The sequence below is a fragment of the Microbacterium sp. Leaf179 genome, from assembly GCF_001423785.1.
Classification (GTDB): Bacteria; Actinomycetota; Actinomycetes; order Actinomycetales; family Microbacteriaceae; genus Microbacterium.
This window is the reverse complement of the sequence record NZ_LMPH01000003.1, coordinates 81,703-99,330: the sequence shown is the minus strand read 5'-3', so window position 1 is coordinate 99,330 and position 17,628 is coordinate 81,703. Positions and strand designations below refer to the sequence as shown.

Annotated in this window: 18 protein-coding genes; 8 read left to right on the top strand and 10 right to left on the bottom strand. The window is 71.7% G+C overall.

The window, feature by feature from the left end; genetic code table 11:
- Window positions 1–55: 55 nt before the first annotated feature.
- The 3 genes from ASF96_RS11970 (at window position 56) to ASF96_RS11960 (ending at window position 4,438) form a co-directional block, all read left to right on the top strand.
- On the top strand, window positions 56–1,087 hold the full coding sequence (locus ASF96_RS11970) for an endonuclease/exonuclease/phosphatase family protein (protein ID WP_055939643.1): 1,032 nt from the start codon (window positions 56–58) through the stop codon (window positions 1,085–1,087).
- Window positions 1,088–1,211: 124 nt separating this feature from the next.
- Window positions 1,212–2,660 (top strand): aminopeptidase P family protein, encoded by a 1,449-nt coding sequence (locus tag ASF96_RS11965; protein ID WP_055939641.1) that lies wholly within the window; start codon window positions 1,212–1,214, stop codon window positions 2,658–2,660.
- Window positions 2,657–4,438 (top strand): gamma-glutamyltransferase family protein, encoded by a 1,782-nt coding sequence (locus ASF96_RS11960; RefSeq protein ID WP_055940009.1) that lies wholly within the window; start codon window positions 2,657–2,659, stop codon window positions 4,436–4,438. Before ASF96_RS11965 ends, ASF96_RS11960 begins: the two co-directional genes overlap by 4 nt.
- A 52-nt stretch (window positions 4,439–4,490) precedes the next feature.
- On the opposite strand, the gene ASF96_RS11955 is transcribed toward ASF96_RS11960, so the two are convergent.
- Together ASF96_RS11955 and ASF96_RS17435 are read right to left on the bottom strand one after the other, a co-directional pair.
- Entirely contained in the window at window positions 4,491–5,159 is a 669-nt protein-coding gene (locus ASF96_RS11955) for an alpha/beta hydrolase family protein (RefSeq protein WP_055939639.1), read from the bottom strand.
- Window positions 5,156–5,878 carry a general stress protein gene (locus tag ASF96_RS17435; protein ID WP_235560603.1) on the bottom strand — a complete coding sequence of 241 codons (723 nt, stop codon included), beginning with the start codon at window positions 5,876–5,878 and terminating at the stop codon, window positions 5,156–5,158. The genes ASF96_RS11955 and ASF96_RS17435 overlap by 4 nt, the downstream gene beginning before the upstream one ends.
- A gap of 71 nt (window positions 5,879–5,949) precedes the next feature.
- On the opposite strand from ASF96_RS17435, the gene ASF96_RS11945 reads away from it, so the two are divergent.
- The 3 genes from ASF96_RS11945 to ASF96_RS11935 are packed head-to-tail and all read left to right on the top strand — an operon-like array spanning window position 5,950 to window position 8,941.
- Window positions 5,950–7,269 (top strand): magnesium transporter MgtE N-terminal domain-containing protein, encoded by a 1,320-nt coding sequence (locus ASF96_RS11945; protein WP_055836246.1) that lies wholly within the window; start codon window positions 5,950–5,952, stop codon window positions 7,267–7,269.
- Window positions 7,269–7,796 (top strand): DUF1003 domain-containing protein, encoded by a 528-nt coding sequence (locus tag ASF96_RS11940; protein WP_055939638.1) that lies wholly within the window; start codon window positions 7,269–7,271, stop codon window positions 7,794–7,796. The genes ASF96_RS11945 and ASF96_RS11940 overlap by 1 nt, the downstream gene beginning before the upstream one ends.
- A complete protein-coding gene (locus ASF96_RS11935) occupies window positions 7,793–8,941 on the top strand; it encodes an Mrp/NBP35 family ATP-binding protein (protein ID WP_055836239.1) in 1,149 nt (382 codons plus the stop codon). Before ASF96_RS11940 ends, ASF96_RS11935 begins: the two co-directional genes overlap by 4 nt.
- A gap of 85 nt (window positions 8,942–9,026) precedes the next feature.
- Here ASF96_RS11935 and ASF96_RS11930 read toward each other — a convergent pair whose 3' ends face one another.
- Window positions 9,027–9,398 carry a hypothetical protein gene (locus ASF96_RS11930; RefSeq protein ID WP_055836236.1) on the bottom strand — a complete coding sequence of 124 codons (372 nt, stop codon included), beginning with the start codon at window positions 9,396–9,398 and terminating at the stop codon, window positions 9,027–9,029.
- Between the two features lie 71 nt (window positions 9,399–9,469).
- On the opposite strand from ASF96_RS11930, the gene ASF96_RS11925 reads away from it, so the two are divergent.
- A complete protein-coding gene (locus tag ASF96_RS11925) occupies window positions 9,470–10,108 on the top strand; it encodes an O-methyltransferase (RefSeq protein WP_055836233.1) in 639 nt (212 codons plus the stop codon).
- Between the two features lie 61 nt (window positions 10,109–10,169).
- On the opposite strand, the gene ASF96_RS16560 is transcribed toward ASF96_RS11925, so the two are convergent.
- The 3 genes from ASF96_RS16560 to dapE form a co-directional block, all read right to left on the bottom strand.
- Entirely contained in the window at window positions 10,170–10,340 is a 171-nt protein-coding gene (locus ASF96_RS16560; RefSeq protein ID WP_070409703.1) for a DUF3117 domain-containing protein, read from the bottom strand.
- 94 nt (window positions 10,341–10,434) lie between these two features.
- A complete protein-coding gene (locus ASF96_RS11920; protein WP_235560602.1) occupies window positions 10,435–11,673 on the bottom strand; it encodes a hypothetical protein in 1,239 nt (412 codons plus the stop codon).
- Window positions 11,655–12,731: a succinyl-diaminopimelate desuccinylase gene (dapE, locus tag ASF96_RS11915; protein WP_055939636.1), complete on the bottom strand. Its 1,077-nt coding sequence runs from the start codon at window positions 12,729–12,731 to the stop codon at window positions 11,655–11,657. Before dapE ends, ASF96_RS11920 begins: the two co-directional genes overlap by 19 nt.
- Window positions 12,732–12,774: 43 nt before the next feature.
- On the opposite strand from dapE, the gene dapD reads away from it, so the two are divergent.
- Window positions 12,775–13,695 (top strand): 2,3,4,5-tetrahydropyridine-2,6-dicarboxylate N-succinyltransferase, encoded by a 921-nt coding sequence (dapD, locus tag ASF96_RS11910; RefSeq protein ID WP_055939634.1) that lies wholly within the window; start codon window positions 12,775–12,777, stop codon window positions 13,693–13,695.
- A 383-nt stretch (window positions 13,696–14,078) separates the two neighbouring features.
- On the opposite strand, the gene ASF96_RS11905 is transcribed toward dapD, so the two are convergent.
- The 4 genes from ASF96_RS11905 to ASF96_RS11890 form a co-directional block, all read right to left on the bottom strand.
- A complete protein-coding gene (locus ASF96_RS11905) occupies window positions 14,079–15,377 on the bottom strand; it encodes a citrate synthase (RefSeq protein WP_082509624.1) in 1,299 nt (432 codons plus the stop codon).
- 320 nt (window positions 15,378–15,697) lie between these two features.
- Window positions 15,698–16,801, bottom strand: coding sequence for a succinyldiaminopimelate transaminase (gene dapC, locus ASF96_RS11900; RefSeq protein WP_055939632.1), 1,104 nt, complete (start codon window positions 16,799–16,801; stop codon window positions 15,698–15,700).
- A 3-nt stretch (window positions 16,802–16,804) separates the two neighbouring features.
- Window positions 16,805–17,125 carry a ferredoxin gene (fdxA, locus tag ASF96_RS11895; RefSeq protein WP_055836218.1) on the bottom strand — a complete coding sequence of 107 codons (321 nt, stop codon included), beginning with the start codon at window positions 17,123–17,125 and terminating at the stop codon, window positions 16,805–16,807.
- Window positions 17,126–17,190: 65 nt separating this feature from the next.
- On the bottom strand, window positions 17,191–17,619 hold the full coding sequence (locus ASF96_RS11890; protein WP_055836215.1) for a DUF6113 family protein: 429 nt from the start codon (window positions 17,617–17,619) through the stop codon (window positions 17,191–17,193).
- Between the last annotated feature and the right edge of the window lie 9 nt (window positions 17,620–17,628).

Sequence of the window (17,628 nt, the reverse complement as noted above, 5' to 3'; positions counted from 1 at the left end):
GCATGCCCGGTCGGCATCGGTCGATCTCTCAGACGGCTCCCTTAGGGTCGGGTGCGTGCGTCGGCTGTTCGGATTCCTCGTCGCGCTCGTCGTCGCGGCGGGTGCCGCGGTGCTGACGTGGCCGTCGTTCTTCGGCCTGGAGCGCACCTTCCCCCTGGCGCAGATCATTTCGTTCCGCGCCGCGCTGGCCGCCGTTCTGGTGGCCGCGACGCTGCTCATGCTGCTGTTCGCCCTGATCCGTCCGGTGCGGGTGCTCGCTCTCACCTTGGCGCTGGTCCTCGGCCTCGCGGGCGGGATCAATGTCGCCCTGCTCGCGCAGCGCGGCCTCGGCACCGAGGCGCTCCCGGCGAAGACCGACACGAGCCTGCGCATCATGACGTGGAACACCGCGGGCTCGGCCACCTCGGCCGAATCCATCGCCCAGTTCGCCGTCGGCATGCAGGCCGACGTGGTGACCCTGCCCGAGACGACCATCGACACGGGCGCCCGCGTCGCCGAACTCATGCGCGACATGGGTCAGCCCATGTGGGCGCACCACGCCGAGTACGGCGAGTACGGCATCACCGGATGGGATGCCACCTCGACGACCGTGCTGATCAGACCGGAGCTGGGCGACTACTCCGTGATCCAGTCCTCGCTCGACGGTTCCAGCAACACCTCGACGGTACCGAGCGCGGTGGCGATGCCGACCTCGGGCGACGGACCCATCATCGTCGCCGCCCACGCCGTGGCACCGCGCGAGGAGTACATGACCGAGTGGCGCAGCGACCTGCAGTGGCTGGCCGATCAATGCGCGAGCGACAACGTGATCCTCGCCGGCGACTTCAACGCGACGCTCGACCACATGACCGGCATGGGCGTCGACGGCGGAACGCTGGGTCGCTGCCACGACACGGCGTCCGCGAGCGGGAACGGCGGTGTCGGCACGTGGCCGACCGACGCCCCGGCCCTGCTCGGCGCCCCGATCGACCACGTCATGGCGACGCCCGACTGGACCGTGTCGGGCTCGGTCGTCATGCGCACCCTCGACGGGTCGGGCAGCGACCACCGCCCCATCGTCGTCCAGCTCGAGCGCACGGGCGGCTGAGCCGCCCCGCCCGAGCCCGTCGACGGATTCGGCACGCTCCCCGCGCACCCTCGGCCGCCGCGCTCTCGAGCCCGCTTCTCGCCGTGGCCATGCGATCCGGGCCCGGCGGTGCGAGACTGGAACGATGGATGCCCCCTCCACCAGCGACACGACCGCGCAGACCGCCGAACCGCAGACCGTCGAGAACCCGACGCCCGAGCAGACGCCCGCCGCACCGAGCAATCGCAAGGCACCGTTCCCCCGCGGGTTCCTTGACACCATCTCGACGGGCTGGGCCGAGCACCCGGTCGAGCTCCCCGAGGCGCGCGAACAGGCCGCGTGGGCCGCGCGGCGACGCGAGCGCGTGTCGCAAGCGTTCCCGGGCCGCCGCGTGGTGATCCCCGCGGGCGGTCTCAAGCAGCGCAGCAACGACACCGACTATCCGTTCCGCGCGCACTCCGCCTTCGCGCACCTCACCGGGTGGGGCAGCGACGCCGAGCCCGACTCGGTGCTCGTCTTCGAGCCGCGCGACGAGGGCCACGAGGCCGTGCTCTACTTCCGCGAGCGTGCCGACCGCACGACCGCGGAGTTCTACTCCGACGCCACCGTCGGCGAGTTCTGGATCGGCCCGCGCCCCGCACTCGACGGCGTCGCGGCCGACCTCGGCATCGCCACGGCCCACCTGCACGACTTCGCCGTCGGCGACGACGACCGCACGCTCGACGACGACGACGAGGTCACCCGTTTCGTGTCGGAGCTGCGCCTGGTCAAAGACGAGTACGAGCTCGCCCAGCTGGCCCTCGCCGTCGAGGTCACGGGCCGCGGCTTCGACGACATCGTCGCGGAGCTGCCCCGCATCGTCGAGCATCCGCGTGGCGAACGCATCGTCGAGGGCGTGTTCCACCAGCGCGCGCGCTCCGACGGCAACGCGGTCGGGTACGACACGATCGCGGCGTCCGGTCCGCACGCGTGCTACCTGCACTGGACGCGCAACGACGGGGCCGTCAAGCCCGGCGACCTCATCCTCATCGACGCCGGGGCCGAGGTCGACAGCCTCTACACCGCCGACATCACGCGCACGCTTCCCGTCTCGGGCACCTTCACCGACGTGCAGCGCCGCATCTACGAGACCGTGCGCGAAGCGGCCGACGCGTCGTTCGCCGCGGCCGAGGTGGGCGTGCCGTTCCGCCGCCTGCACGAGGCCGCGATGGAGGTCATCGCCGCCCGCGTCGCCGAGTGGGGCCTGCTCCCCGTCACCGCCGACGAGGCGCTGCGGGCCGAGACCGGCGGCCAGCACCGCCGCTACATGGTGCACGGCACGAGCCACCACCTCGGCCTCGACGTGCACGACTGCGCGCAGGCCCGACGCGACATGTACTACGACGGGCTGCTCGAGCCGGGGATGGCGTTCACCATCGAGCCGGGGCTCTACTTCCAGATCGACGATCTGACGGTGCCCCAGGAGTACCGCGGCATCGGTGCGCGCATCGAGGACGACATCGTGATGACCGCCGACGGTCCCGTCAACCTGTCGGCGGACATTCCCCGCACCGCCGACGAAGTCGAGGAGTGGATCGCCCGGTCGTCGCGATGACCTTCACTCCCCCGTCTTCGTTCACCACGCGGCCGACCCTGCGCGGCACGTTCGGCATGTCGGCGTCGACGCACTGGACCGCGACGGCGACCGCTCAGGCCGTGCTCGAGCGCGGCGGCAACGCGTTCGATGCCGCGGTGGCGGCGGCCTTCGTGCTGCACGTCGTCGAACCGCACCTGAACGGCCCCGGCGGCGACCTGGTCGCGCTCGTGCGCCCGGCCGGTGCCGCCGAGCCCCTGGTGCTCATGGGCCAGGGCCCCGCCCCTGCCGCGGCCACCATCGAGTACTTCGAGGGGCGAGGCCTCGACCTCGTGCCCGGCGCCGGTGCGCTGGCCGCGACCGTTCCCGGCGCGGTCGACGCCTGGCTGCTGCTGCTGCGCGATCACGGCACGTGGGAAGCCGCCGACGTCGTCTCCTTCGCCATCGGCTATGCGCGCGAGGGACACCCCCTGGTCGCGGGGGCCGCCGCCACCATCGGCCGCGTCGCCGACCTCTTCCGCGCGCAGTGGCCTTCGTCGGCAGAGCTCTGGATGCCGGACGGCGAGGTGCCGTCCGCCGACACGCTCATGCGCAACCCGGCGTGGGCCGGGGTCCTCGACGAGCTGATCGCCGCCGGCGACACCGCCGCCGACCGCGCGGGGCGTATCGACGCGGCGCGCGAGCACTGGATGACCGCCGTCCTCCCCCGGGCGGCGGAGTTCGTGCGCACCCCGCACCGGCACTCCGACGGCGCCGATCACCCCGGCGTCCTGGACGCCGCCGACCTGGCGTCGTGGCGCGCGGGTTACGAACCCGCGGTGACGGCGCGCTTCCGCGGGTGGGACGTGTACAAAGCCGGCACCTGGTCGCAGGGTCCCGCCCTGCTGCAGGTGCTGCGCATGCTCGAGACCGCCGAGGACTCCCAGCTCGACCCGGCCACCGCCGAGGGAGCGCACCTGCTGCTCGAGACGCAGAAGCTCGCGTACGCCGACCGCGACGCCTGGTTCGGTGACGCGGACGGCGTGGTCGGAGTGTCGGCGCTCCTCGCCGACGACTATCTCGCCCAGCGTCGGGAACTCATCGGCGACCGCGCCTCGACCGAGCTGCGCCCGGGAGCGCCCGAGGGGCACGCCCCGACGCTGCCTCCGTTGCGTGCCGACGTGGTCGCCGCCGCCGGGGCGACCGGCGAACCCACGGTCGACCGCTCGGGTCAGACCCGCGGTGACACCGTGCACATCGACGTGATCGATCGCTGGGGGAACGTCGTCTCGGCCACACCGTCGGGCGGGTGGCTGCAATCGTCGCCGGTCGTCCCCTCGCTCGGTTTCTGCCTGGGCACGCGCCTGCAGATGACGTGGTTGCAGCCCGGGCATCCGGCATCCCTCGTTCCGGGCCGACGCCCGCGCACCACTCTCACTCCCACCCTGCTCAGCCGCGGCGACGAGGTCACGGCGATGGGCTCCCCCGGCGGCGATCAGCAGGACCAGTGGCAGCTGCCGGTGCTGCTGCGCATGCTGGTGGGCGCGTATTCGCCGCAGCAGGCGATCGACGCCCCCACCCTGCACACCACCGCCGTGGCCGATTCGTTCTGGCCCCGCAGCTGGTCGCCCGCGGGCGCGGTCGTCGAGGACCGCCTCGGCGACGAGGTCATCGCCGAGCTCGAACGGCGCGGGCACCGCGTGCGCCGGGCCGGAGACTGGGCGCTCGGGCGCGTCAGCGCCGTCGGGCGGGATGCCGAGGGAATTCTGTGGGCGGCGGCCAACCCCCGCGGAGCGCAGGGCTACGCCGCGGGGCGCTGACAGGGTCCGAGAAGACCGCCTCGCGGATCACCGACTGTCGGACGGACAGACGTCAGAGAGCGCGCGCGAAGGCCGCGACGATCGGAGCGAGTCCCGCGCCGATCTGATCGGCCGGTCGCCGCGCACCCTTCACCTCGAACGAGTGGTTCCCGCCCGCGATCCACTCCACCCGGGCGTCGCGACACGAGGAGACGGCCGCGTCGAACTGCTCGCGCGGCTGGATGAACGGGTCGTTCTCGCCCTCGACGAACAGCTGCGGCACCACGATCGCGGGCAGGTGGTCGACGCGGGGCCTGTCGGGGCGCCCGGGCGGATGCAGGGGGTAGCCGAGGTAGGCGAGCCCGGCGGGGGCGATCACGCCCTCGGCGGTGGCGACGGATGCCATACGCCCGCCGTACGACTTGCCCACCGCCGCGTACGGCCCGGGATGTGCGGCGGCCAACCAGGCCTCGACCCCCGCCCAGGTCGCGACGGCGTGCGGGGCGGGTCCCGGCATCCGTCGTCCGGCCTCGACGTAGGGGAAGACGAAGCGCAGCACACTCACTCCCTCGTCGACCAGCGCGGCGGCGAGACCCTCCAGGAACGGGTGGTCCATGCCGGCGCCGGCGCCGTGGGCAAGCGCAATCGTGGGTCCGGGACGCGGGGCGGGCGACCAGAGACCCGACACCTCGCTCGCGCCCGTCGGCAGCGCGACGGGGAGGCGAACGGCGGTGACGGTCACCGCTCGGTGGGCGCGTCGCCCTCGGGGCGGGTGGACGAGGGTGACTCGGCCGGTGGTGCCGGGTTCTCGCGCGGCGGCACGGGCGTGATGCGTTCACCGTACCGGGGCGGCTCGTCGTCGACGGGGGTCGCACCGGGGACCGGCGGGCGCGGGGGCGCAGCCGGGGCGCCGGCGCCGGGAGCGACGCGTTCGCCGTACTGCGGCGGCGCCGTGGGGGCGGCGTTGGGGCGCGACACCGTCGTGCGGGTGGCGCCGGCGCCGAGCACTCCGCGGGCCTTCTGAATGCTGGTGGCTTCGACGCAGACGTCGTAGTGGTCGGCGGCGACCTGCATGACCGACGCGAAGTCGCGGCGGCGGCGCACGATCGAGTACGTGCCCAGGCTCAGGATCATGCCGAGGGCCATGCCCACCAGCAGCACGCCGACGAAGGCCGAGATCTGCACGGTCGGCATGCCCAGCACGAAGATGAACGCGAACAGCAGGCCCAGCATCAGGCCGTTCAACGCGCCCGAGCGGGCGGCGGTCGCGTACCCCAGCTTGCCGGTGATGCGTTCGATGGAGCGCAGGCCCGAACCGACGATCGCGATCTCGCGCGCCGGAACCTCGCCCGCGATGAGCGATGACACGGCCTTCTGCGCCTGCTCGTACGTCGGGAAGGAGGCGACCTTCTCGCCCACGTCGTCGCGTCCCGCGCCCGGTCTCCCCGCGAACATGCTCATTTCACCATCTTGTCACGCAGTCCTGACCGTCCCACCGGGTTTGCGCAGCGGTGGCGGACTACGCTGGTCCAGTGAGCACGCAAAGGGTTTTCGTCGCCCGCTTGGCGGGCTGCACGGTGTTCGACCCCGCGGGAGACCGTCTGGGGAAGGTGCGCGACGTCGTGGTGATCTACCGCGCCGCCGCCGCTCCGCGCGTCGTGGGCCTGGTCGTCGAGATCCCCGGCCGGCGACATGTGTTCGTGTCCATCGGACGCGTCACCTCGATTCAGGCCGGCCAGGTCATCACGACCGGCCTCATCAACGTGCGGCGATTCCAGCAGCGCGGCGGCGAGGTGCGCGTGATGGTCGAGATGCTGGGCCGACGCGTGAGCCTCGTCGACGGCTCGGGCACCGCGGTGATCGAAGACGTCGCGATCGAGCGCAACCGACTCGGCGAGTGGGACGTGGGCCAGCTCTTCCTCCGCCGTCCCCGCACCAGCGCCTCGCCCTTCGCCAAGGGGGCGACCACGTTCGCGAGCTGGACCGAGGTGCGCGAGAACCAGACCCCCGGCGAGGCCCAGTCCGCCGAGCAGCTGGTGGCGACGTATTCCGAGCTGAAGCCCGCCGACCTGGCGAACACGCTGCTCGACCTGCCCGAAGAGCGCTTGATCGAAGTCGCCGAAGAGCTCAGCGACGACCGCCTCGCCGACGCGCTCGAAGAGATGCCCGAAGACGAGCAGGTGCACATCCTCGAGCAGCTCGGCGACGAGCGCGCCGCCGACATCCTCGACGCCATGGAGCCCGACGACGCGGCCGACCTCCTCGGTCAGCTGCCCGAGACGCGACTCGAACAGCTCCTCGATCTCATGGAGCCCGACGAGGCCGAAGACGTGCGCGCGCTGCTGCAGTACGGCCCCGACACCGCCGGCGGCCTCATGACGCCGGAGCCGATCGTGCTCTCGGCCGACGCCACGGTGGCCGAGGCCCTGGCCCTGATCCGCCGGCACGAACTGCACCCCGCCCTCGCGGCATCCGTTTTCATCACCCTCCCGCCGTACGAGACACCCACGGGTCGGCTGCTGGGAACCGTGCACTTCCAGCGCATGCTGCGGTACCCCCCGCACGAGCGTCTCGGTGCGATCATCGACGACACCCTCGAGCCGGTGCCCTCCGACGCGACGGCCGCCGAGGTCGCCCGCATGCTGGCGAGCTACAACCTCGTCTCGCTCCCCGTCGTCGATCAGGCGCACCGCCTCGTCGGCTGCGTGAGCGTCGACGACGTGCTCGACTACCTGCTGCCCGACGACTGGCGCACCCACGACGGCGATGATCCGCGGCCCAAGGTCACTACGAGACCCACCGCCACCACGAGCATTCCCAAGATCGTCCCGCAGACCCGGAGGAGGCGCTGATGGCACGCAACAACCGCCAGCCCGCACTGGACGCCCCCCGCGGTCGCGTCCGCGTGCTCGCGCCCCGCGCTCCCCAGCCCTCGCGCGACAGGTTCGGCCGCTTCACCGAGTGGGTGGCCCGAGCGATGGGAACCCCCGCGTTCCTGCTGATGCTGAGCCTGTTCTGCGTGGTCTGGATGGCGTGGAACTCGCTCGCCCCCGACGACCTGCGCTTCGACTCGGCCGCGATCGGCTTCACGGCGCTGACGCTCGTGCTGTCGCTGCAGGCCTCGTACGCCGCTCCGCTCATCCTGCTCGCGCAGAACCGTCAAGACGACCGCGACCGCGTGCAGATCGAGCAGGACCGCCAGCGATCCGAGCGCAATCTCGCCGACACCGAGTACCTCGCCCGTGAGATCGTCGCGCTGCGCATGGCGGTGCGTGACCTCACCGACGAGGTGATCACGAAAGACAGCCTGCGCGCCGAGCTGAAGGCCGCGCTCGAACGCCTCGACGATCACGACGAGCCCTCGCGGGCCACGCCGTGACGACAGAGGTCGCCGACCGTGTGCGTGCCGCCGTCGGCGCCGTCACCGACCCCGAGCTGCGCCGTCCGCTCGCGGAGCTCGACATGGTGCGCGGCATCGAGGTGCACGGCGGTGTCGCCGACGTCGGCATCGCGCTGACGATCGTGGGGTGCCCGGCCGCCGATCGCATCGAACGCGAGGTGCGGGATGCCGCGGCCTCGGTCGCCGGCGTCGACGCGGTCGAGGTGCGGGTCGGCGTGATGTCGCCCGACGAGCGTCGCGCGCTCACCGACAAGCTGCGCGGGGGCCGCGCGAAGCGCGAGATGCCTTTCGGCCCCGACTCGCTGACCCGCGTGATCGCGGTCACCAGCGGCAAGGGCGGCGTGGGCAAGTCGACGATCACCGCCAACCTCGCCGTCGCCCTGGCGGCCCGGGGTCTGCGCGTCGGACTCGTCGACGCCGACGTGCACGGTTTCTCGATCCCGGGCCTTCTCGGCCTGGTCGACGCCGACGGGCTGCCGCCCGCGCCCACCCGCCTCGACGATCTGATCCTCCCGCCCGTCGCGTACGGCGTGAAAGTCATCTCGATCGGCATGTTCCTGCGCCGCCCCGGCGAGGAGGCCGCGGGTGCCGTGGCCTGGCGCGGTCCCATGCTGCACCGCACCGTGCAGCAGTTCCTCACCGACGTGTTCTTCGGCGACCTCGACGTGCTGCTGCTCGACATGCCCCCGGGGACCGGCGACGTCGCGATCTCGGTGGGTCAGCTGCTCCCCCACGCCGACGTGCTCGTGGTCACCACCCCCCAGGCGGCCGCGGCCGACGTGGCCGTGCGGTCGGGCCTCGTCGCCCGCCAGACCGGTCAGCGCCCGATCGGCGTCATCGAGAACATGGCCGCCCTGACGCTGCCCGACGGCACGGTGCTCGATCTGTTCGGCTCCGGAGGCGGCGAGGCCGTGGCCCGCGCTCTGTCGAACGAGACCGATGACGTGCCCCTGCTGGCATCCGTTCCCCTCAGCCCGGCTCTGCGGACCGGCGGCGACGAGGGGCGCCCCGTCGTACTCTCGCAGCCCGACGACCCCGCCGCGCGGGCGATCGACGCCGCGGCCGCCGCACTCGCCGTGCGCCCTCGGGGCCTGGCGGGCAAGCCGCTGCGTCTCGGCGTCTGACCCGGCGTCCACCGCTGCGGACACAGGGCATGCCGCCCTGTCGTGCGCTCCGGCGGCACGGCCGCGCGGGAACGCGAAGAGGGGCTCAGGTCGCTTCGTCGTCGAACGGGGGGCGCTCGCCGGCGACGAACGGCGGCACCGTCGTCTTCTCGCGCGCCGCGAGGGCGGCCGCACCGGCCGCACGCATCGTGGCCGTCGGAGTGTCGTCGAGCAGTGCCTCGCGGATGATGCGGCGCGGGTCGTACTGACGCGGATCGAGCTTCTTCCAGTCGACGTCGTCGAACTCGGGGCCCATCTCGTCGCGCATGCGCGAGCGCGCCCCTTGCATCGTCTCTTTGGCGCGCTTGGTGAACTTCGCGAGCGCCTCGGCATAGCGGGGAAGGCGCTCGGGGCCGACGAGGACGGCGGCGATCACGCCGATCAGCATCAGCTTCTCGATCGTGAGCCCGAAGAACATGGGAACAGATTACCGGCCGCGCCTGGGGGTGGAGCGCGCTCGGGCCGTCTAGCCTGATCGAGGAGGTCCACGTGAGCGGTTATCAGGCGAACGAACGGTTCGTACAGGAGTCGACGGTCGAGCCCGAGCACATCGCTCGGGCGCGCGCGCACGCCCTCGAACTGGGAGCGGCGCCCATCAGCCCCGCGGTGGGCGCGCAGTCGGCGGTGCTGTCGGCCGCGTCCCGTGCCCTCAACATCGTCGAGGTGGGCACCGGCGGCGGCGTGTCGGGCCTGTGGCTGCTGCACGGGTCTCCCCGCGCCACGATCACCACGATCGACAGCGAGCCCGAGCACCTCGGTGCCGCTCGAGCCGCGTTCATCGACGCCCGCGTGCCCGCGGCCCGCGCCCGGTTCATCACGGGCCGCGCGTCGGACGTGCTGCCGCGCATGAACGAGGCCTCGTACGACATCGTCTTCATCGACGCCGACCCCGAGGGCGTCATCGAGTACGTCGAGCACGGCCTGCGGCTCGTCCGCGCCGGCGGCACGGTGCTGATTCCGCGGGTTCTGTCGCACGGTGCGGTGGCGGATCCGGTGCGCCGCGACGCCGTCACGACCGCGTACCGCTCGCTCATCCAGGAGGTGCAGTCCTCCCCCGCCGTCATCGGTGCTCTGTCGACCTCGGGAGAGGGCCTTCTGCAGCTGACGACGCGCCTCACCGACGCCTGAGCGTCGCCCGAACGAAGAAGGCCGGTCCCCGCGGGGACCGGCCTTCACTCGTGGAGATGCGTCACGCCGTGACGACACCGCCGAGTACGTCGTGGAGTTCCTTCGCCTCGGCGTCGTTCACCGAGACGACGAGACGCCCGCCGCCCTCGAGCGGCACGCGCACGATGATCAACCGGCCCTCCTTCACGGCCTCCATCGGTCCGTCGCCGGTACGCGGCTTCATGGCTGCCATCGCGGCCCCCTTTTCGTCGTTGGTCTACCTAGGAGTTTACCGGTAAGCCGCGAGTGCCGTCGTCCCGTGCGGCGAAGTACGTCATCCTGCACGGTCACGGAATCTGCCAGAAGGTGTTGGCCAGCCCGTACATGTTGTAGATCCACCACCACTGCCCCAGGAGCGACAGGGCCAGAACGCCGATGCGCCAGGCGCGCGAGGTCGGCACGGCGAACGCCCCCCACAGCGGCGAGACGGGCACGAGCAGACGGAAGATGCTCGACTGGGGGAAGAAGACCAGCAGCAGGTACACGAGGTAGCTCGCCGACCACAGGCGCACCTCGATGCCGAGCCGCTTCACCTGGGGCAGCAGCAGCAACGCGGCCGCGGCGCCGACGATGAGCACGACGAGTACGACGTATCCGACGACGGGCCCGAGCCCCCACTGCGTGAACCAGAATCCCGCCGCCTGCACCCACCCGTCGATCGGGACGAAGTGCCCCCCGCTATCGCCGAGCCAGTTGCGCCGCCACGCGAGCTCGGTGGCGAGGTAGGCGCCCGGATCGCCCGTGACGATCGTCGCGATGCCCTGCCACGCGAACCCGACGAGGGTCGACAGCGCCCCCAGCGCCACGATGTGCACGACGTCGCGTCTCGGCAGCGGCTCCGTGCGGCGACGGAGGAAGCGGTGGATGCCGAGCAGGGCGAGGAACAGCGCGAAGGCGAGGATGCCCGGGCGCGTGAACCCCATCGCCGGGACGAGCAGGTACAGCCAGCCCCATCGTCGGAGCTGCACGCAGCGCAGGGCGAGGAAGAGCAGAAACAGGAACAGCGCCTCGGCGTACCCCACCTGGAACAGCGCGGCCAGCGGGCCGCACGCGAAGAAGACGACCGCCCACATCGCCGCCGAGGCGCCGATGCGCTCCCGCAGCAGCGCGTGCAGCACGACGCACGCGCCGTAGCCCGAAGCGAGCGAGATGGCCACGGCCCCCGCGCCCCACGACCCGAGCAGCGCGCCGAGGCCCGCCGACAGGTAGGCGTACAGCGGCATGAACGCCCACGCGTTCTCGGCGACGTGACCCCCGGCCGCCAGCGGAAGGTCGGCCGGGTACCCCGACACCGCCGCCAGCCAGTACCACTGGGCGTCCCAGCCCAGCGCGAGCTCGCCCAACGAGGGGGCCACGCCGTAGCGCGACGCCGGTCCCGACAGGGCCGCCGTCACCATGAAGAACCCGGTCGTGATCACGCGCGCGATCACGTAGACGAGGGCGATCCGTGCGGCGACGGGTAGCCGCTCCCATCCGCGGACGGACGGGGATGCCGTGACCTCGGCGGTCACGACCCGCTCAACCACGCCCGCAGACCCCGCTCGACCGCGTCGATCTGCCCGAGCGGAACGCGCTCCTCGTCGTGGTGGGCCAAGTGCGGGTCGCCGGGGCCGTAGTTGACGGCGGGGATGCCCAGGGCCGAGAACCGAGCGACGTCGGTCCAGCCGTACTTGGGCTTCGGGGTCGCCCCCACGGCCGTGACGAAGTCCTGCGCGAGGGCCGCGTCGAGCCCGGGTCGGGCGCCCTCCGCCACGTCGACGATCTCGATGTCGAATCCGGTGAACACGTCGCGCACGACGCGCTCGGCGGCCTCGGCATCGCGGCTGGGCGCGAAGCGGTAGTTGACCTCGACCTCACACGCGTCGGGGATGACATTGCCGGCGACGCCGCCCGAGATGCGCACGGCGTTGAGGCCCTCCCGGTAGAGGAGACCCTCGACCTCGATCTCGCGGGCGCGGTACTCGGCCAGGCGGGCGAGGATGGGGGCCGCCTTGTGGATCGCGTTCTCGCCGATCCACGAACGCGCGCTGTGCGCGCGCACGCCATCTGTACGGACGAGCGCGCGGAGCGTGCCGTTGCACCCTCCCTCGACCTCGCCGTTGCTCGGCTCCCCGAGGATGGCGAAGTCCCCGGCGAACAGGTCGGGACGGTTGCGCGAGAGACGGCCGAGACCGTTCAGGGACGAGTCCACCTCTTCGTGGTCGTACCACATCCACGTGATGTCGACGGGGGGTGCGACCAGCTCCGCGGCGAGTTTCAGCTGCACGGCGACGCCGGCCTTCATGTCGACCGTGCCGCGACCCCAGAGGAACGCCTCGCCGTCGATCTCGCGGTCTTCCACCGGCAGGTTGCGGTTGATGGGGACCGTGTCGATGTGCCCCGCGATGACGACGCGTCGGTCGCGCCCCAGCTGGGTGCGGGCCACGACGGTGTCGCCGTCCCGGATGATCTCGAGGTGCCCGTAGGCCGAGACGGCGGCCTCGATGGCATCCGCGAGGGTGGTCTCGTCCCCCGACTCGCTGGCGATGTCGCAGATCGCACGGGTGAGGTCGACGGACGAGGAAGTGAGGTCGAGGGCGGCCATGCCCCGATCCTCCCACAGGCGGCACCCCCGCTAGCCTGGACGTGTGAGCAACGAACGACGCATCAGCGCTGCCGGCCTCTCCACCCGCACCCTCGAGGGGACCGTGCTCGACGCGTGGTTCCCCCGGCCGGTCCTGGGCGTCCCCGAGAGCCTGGATGCCGAGCGGGCCGACCTCGACAAGACGGCCGGGGCCGACGAGCGCCGGGGTGTCGTCGTCGAGGCCGTCGCCCTCACGATCGACGCCGACGCGGCACCGGCGTCGACCGCCGACGCGTACCTGCGTCTGCACGCGCTGTCGCACCTGCTGGTGCGTCCCAACGACATCAACCTCGACGGCATCTTCTCCCACCTGCCGAACGTCGCCTGGACCAGCGCCGGTCCGATGCACCCCGACGACGCGGCGCGGCTCCGTCCCTCGCTCCAGCGTCACGGCATCCAGATCCAGGGGCTCGACAAGTTCCCGCGCCTCACCGACTACGTGCTGCCCGCCGGCGTGCGCATCGCCGACGCCTCGCGGGTGCGGCTGGGTGCCCACCTGTCGCCCGGCACGACCGTGATGCACGAGGGCTTCGTCAACTTCAACGCCGGCACGCTCGGCTCCTCGATGATCGAGGGGCGCGTGTCGCAGGGCGTCGTGATCGGCGACGGCACCGACATCGGCGGCGGCGCCTCGATCATGGGCACGCTCTCGGGAGGGGGGACGCACCGCGTCTCGATCGGCGCGCGCACCCTGCTCGGCGCCAACGCGGGCATCGGCATCTCGCTCGGCGACGACTGCGTCGTCGAGGCCGGACTCTACGTCACCGCCGGCACCAAGGTGCGGGTCGGCGACGAGACGGTCAAGGCCGGCGAGCTGTCGGGCCGTGACGGCATCCTGTTCCGCCGCAACTCCCTCACCGGCGCCGTCGAGGTCTCGGCCCGCGCCGGCGTCGGCGTCACGCTGAACGAGGCCCTGCACGCCTGAGGCTGCACGCGTGGCGCTGCACGCGCGGCGCTGCACGCCCGACGCCGCACCGCACCGCGTGTCGCGTCGCCCGCCACGCGGCATCCGTCCCGCCGCCACGGCCGCGCGGCATCCGTCCGTCCCCCGCGCCCGCGCGGCGTCCGCATCATGCCCATAAACGCTGATCGTGCGCATAAACGCCACGACACCGCGTTTATCCGCACGATCAGCGTTTATGGGCGAGGCGGCGCCGGGGTCTCGCCGCCGCGCCCCGCCGCACTCACCGGTTGCCTCGGCCACACCCGCACCGACGCGCTTCCAGGCCGCCGAGAGCCAGCACCTCCCCGCCGGCAGACGAAACGCCCCGCCCCTCGCGAGAGGGACGGGGCGTTCGAGGGCCGGTGTCAGCCGATGCCGGGGTAGTCGCGCACCGCGGCACCCGTGTACAGCTGCTGCGGGCGGCCGATCTTCGTCTGCGGGTCGCTGATGGCCTCGCGCCACTGGGCGATCCAGCCGGGCAGGCGTCCGATCGCGAAGAGCACGGTGAACATGCGCGTGGGGAAGCCCATCGCCTTGTAGATGACGCCGGTGTAGAAGTCGACGTTGGGGTACAGGCGACGCTCCTTGAAGTAGTCGTCCTCGAGGGCGATCTGCTCGAGCTCCTTCGCGAGGTCGAGCAGGGGGTCGCTCACGCCGAGGGCTTCGAGCACCTCGTCGGCGGCGCCCTTCACCAGCTTGGCGCGCGGGTCGTAGTTCTTGTAGACCCGGTGGCCGAAGCCCATGAGCTTGACGCCCTCTTCTTTGTTCTTCACGCGCTCCACGAAGCGTTCGACGCTCTCGCCCGAGTCGCGGATGCGGCCGAGCATCTGCAGCACGGCCTCGTTGGCGCCGCCGTGCAGCGGGCCCGACAGGGCCTGGATGCCGGCGGACACCGAAGCGAACTGGTTGGCGCCGGTGGAGCCCACCAGGCGCACCGTCGAGGTCGACGCGTTCTGCTCGTGGTCCTCGTGCAGCATCAGCAGCAGGTCGAGGGCCTTCGTCATGACGGGGTTGATCTCGTACGGCTCGCTCATGACGCCGAAGTTCAGCTTGAGGAAGTTGTCGACGAAGCTCATCGAGTTGTCGGGGTACAGGAACGCCTGCCCGATGCTCTTCTTGTGCGCGTAGGCCGCGATCACGGGGAGCTTCGCGAGCATGCGCACGGTGTTGAGTTCGACGTGCTCGGGGTTGTGCGGGTCGGACTCGGCCTCGTAGTAGGTCGAGAGGGCCGCGGTCGCCGCCGACAGCACCGACATGGGGTGCGCGGTCGGCGGAAGCGACGAGAACAGGCTCTTCAGGTCTTCGTGCAGCAACGTGTGACGGCGGATGCGCTCGTCGAACGATGCGAGTTCGGATGCCGAGGGCAGCTCGCCGTAGATGAGCAGCCACGCGACCTCGAGGTAGGTGCTGTTCTGGGCCAGCTGCTCGATCGGGTATCCGCGGTAGCGCAGGATCCCCTGATCACCGTCGATGTAGGTGATGTCCGACTTCGTCGACGCGGTGTTGACGAAGCCGTAGTCGAGCGCCGTGTGCCCGGTCTGCTTGGTCAGCGACGCCATGTCGATGCTCGGGATGCCGTCGGTGCCCCGAAGAACCGCGAACTCGGCGGTGGTGCCCCCTACCGTGAGGGTGGCCTTGTCCTGCTGCGTACCCACGTCGCTCACCGCGCCTCCTTGCGATTTCTGGTCGCCCACTTGTCGACCGCGAGGGCGGGAGGCACCCGCGATCTTCCCGAACCGGGGATGCCGCGGGGCGGCGTCCGGGTCGGCGCACGCCCGGAGGGTTGCCCGAACGCACTGCTTTTACAGCCTAGTAGGCCGGGGCGCCTACAGATGACATCGCCAAAGGATGCCCCCATCGAAGGGAGGGATCCTCCTCATGGGGGCGGTAGATCGTGATCGACGACGTGAGCCGACGCTCCGGAACGGCGCGCCCGGCGATCCCGTGGGGAATCGACCCAGCGGCGAGGTTCGCACCGACTCGGCTACGGAGCCAGCCGCTCCGCCGCCGCGGCGATCCGCTCGTCGGTCGCCGTGAGCGAGAAGCGCACGTGGTTCGGGAAGTGGGTGCCGTAGAAGTGCCCGGGCCCGACCAGGATGCCCAGGTCGGCCAGCCGACCCACGCTCTCCCACGCGTCGCGGCCCTCGGTCGCCCAGAGGTACAGCCCACCTTCGCTGCGGTCGATCGTGAAACCCGCGGCCTCGATCGCGGGCTTGAGGATCGCCCGCCGACCCGCGTACCGCTCGCGCTGCTCGACGACGTGCGCATCGTCGCCCAGGGCGACGGTCATCGCCCGCTGCACGGGGGCCGGAGGAATGAGACCGAGATGCTTGCGACCGGTCAGCAGTCGCTCCACCAGGGCCGCGTCACCGGCGAGGAATGCCGCGCGGTATCCGGCGAGGTTCGACTGCTTGCTCAGCGAGTACACCGACAGCACACCGGTGAGGTCGTCGCCCACGACAGCCGGGTCGAGCACGCTGGGCACCCGCTCGCGGTCCCACGGTGCGTCCCACCCGAGTTCGGCGTAGCACTCGTCGGACGCGAGGACCGCGCCGAGCTCGCGCGCCCGGGTCACGGCATCCGTCAACTCCGCCGCCGACAGCACGCGACCGTCGGGGTTACCCGGCGAGTTGATCCACACCAGACGCGTGTGGGCGGGCCACTCGGAGGGATCATCGGATGCCACGGCCTCGGCGCCCACGAGACGGGCACCCACCTCGTAGGTCGGGTACGCGGCGCGCGGGTGCACGACGGCATCGCCAGGACCGAGGCCCAGCAGCAGCGGCAACAGTGCCACCAGTTCTTTCGACCCGACCGTCGGAAGGACGTTCGCGGCCGTGAGGCCCGGGACTCCGCGGCGACGGGCGTACCACTCGACGATCGCCTCGCGCAGCGCCGGCGTGCCGGCCGTCTGCGGGTAGGCGTGGGCGTCGGTCGCGTCGGCGAGGGCGGTGGCGATGACGTGGGGCGTCGGGTCGACGGGCGAACCGATCGACAGGTCGACGATGCCGGCGGGGTGCCGCCGTGCGCGCTCCGCGTACGGGGCGACGGCGTCCCAGGGGTAGTCGGCGAGGTCGGCGACGCCCACGGCTCAGTGAGCCTGCGGGGGAAGCGCGGTGATGACGGGGTGGTCCTTGGCGATCACGCCGACCTTCGCCGCTCCACCGGGCGAGCCGATGTCGTCGAAGAACTCGACGTTGGCCTTGTAGTAATCGGACCACTCTTCGGGCAGGTCGTCTTCGTAGTAGATCGCCTCGACGGGGCAGACCGGCTCGCACGCACCGCAGTCGACGCATTCGTCGGGGTGGATGTACAGCGATCGTTCGCCCTCGTAGATGCAGTCGACGGGGCATTCGTCGATGCAGGCACGGTCCTTCACATCGACGCACGGGAGGGCGATCACGTAAGTCACGACCCCAGTCTAATCGCGCAGAAGCGACCGGCCTCGCCGCGCGGCCGCCGATGACCCCTGAGGCGTCACCGCGCGGTCGTGGCCGGGGTCGCGTTCGCGCCCGTGCCGACCGCGGGCTGCTGCTTCAGGTGCGAGAAGTCGGGCCAGAAGGCCACGAAGACCATCAGCGCCGGGCCCACGATCGTCCATACCACGGGGATCCATTCGGTGCCCGGGGTGGGGGCTGAGACGATGGCCGACCCGCCGGGACCCACCTGCGAGAACAGATACGTCGCCGCTGAGATGCCGAACCCGCCGGCCAGCGCGTTGATCCGGTCCCCCGTCAGCACGCGCAACGCGATCAACAGCGCCGCGCTGCCGATCGTGGCCAGGATCAGTCCCAGCGGCACGGGCCCGAGGCGGTACGCCTGCGCGACCGTGCCGGCCGCCCCGTAGAAGGCGCCGACCAGCAGCGCCACGACCCAACCGACGATGCGCAGGATGCCAGAGTTCATCGCGTCAGT

Bases quoted from the DNA above. Each gene is read 5' to 3' on its own strand.
- ASF96_RS11965 (WP_055939641.1), top strand. From the start codon at position 1,212: ATGGATGCCCCCTCCACCAGCGACACGACCGCGCAGACCGCCGAACCG.
- ASF96_RS11960 (WP_055940009.1), top strand. From the start codon at position 2,657: ATGACCTTCACTCCCCCGTCTTCGTTCACCACGCGGCCGACCCTGCGC.
- ASF96_RS17435 (WP_235560603.1), bottom strand. From the start codon at position 5,878: ATGAGCATGTTCGCGGGGAGACCGGGCGCGGGACGCGACGACGTGGGC.
- ASF96_RS11940 (WP_055939638.1), top strand. From the start codon at position 7,269: ATGGCACGCAACAACCGCCAGCCCGCACTGGACGCCCCCCGCGGTCGC.
- ASF96_RS11930 (WP_055836236.1), bottom strand. From the start codon at position 9,398: ATGTTCTTCGGGCTCACGATCGAGAAGCTGATGCTGATCGGCGTGATC.
- ASF96_RS16560 (WP_070409703.1), bottom strand. From the start codon at position 10,340: ATGGCAGCCATGAAGCCGCGTACCGGCGACGGACCGATGGAGGCCGTG.
- dapE (WP_055939636.1), bottom strand. From the start codon at position 12,731: ATGGCCGCCCTCGACCTCACTTCCTCGTCCGTCGACCTCACCCGTGCG.
- ASF96_RS11890 (WP_055836215.1), bottom strand. From the start codon at position 17,619: ATGAACTCTGGCATCCTGCGCATCGTCGGTTGGGTCGTGGCGCTGCTG.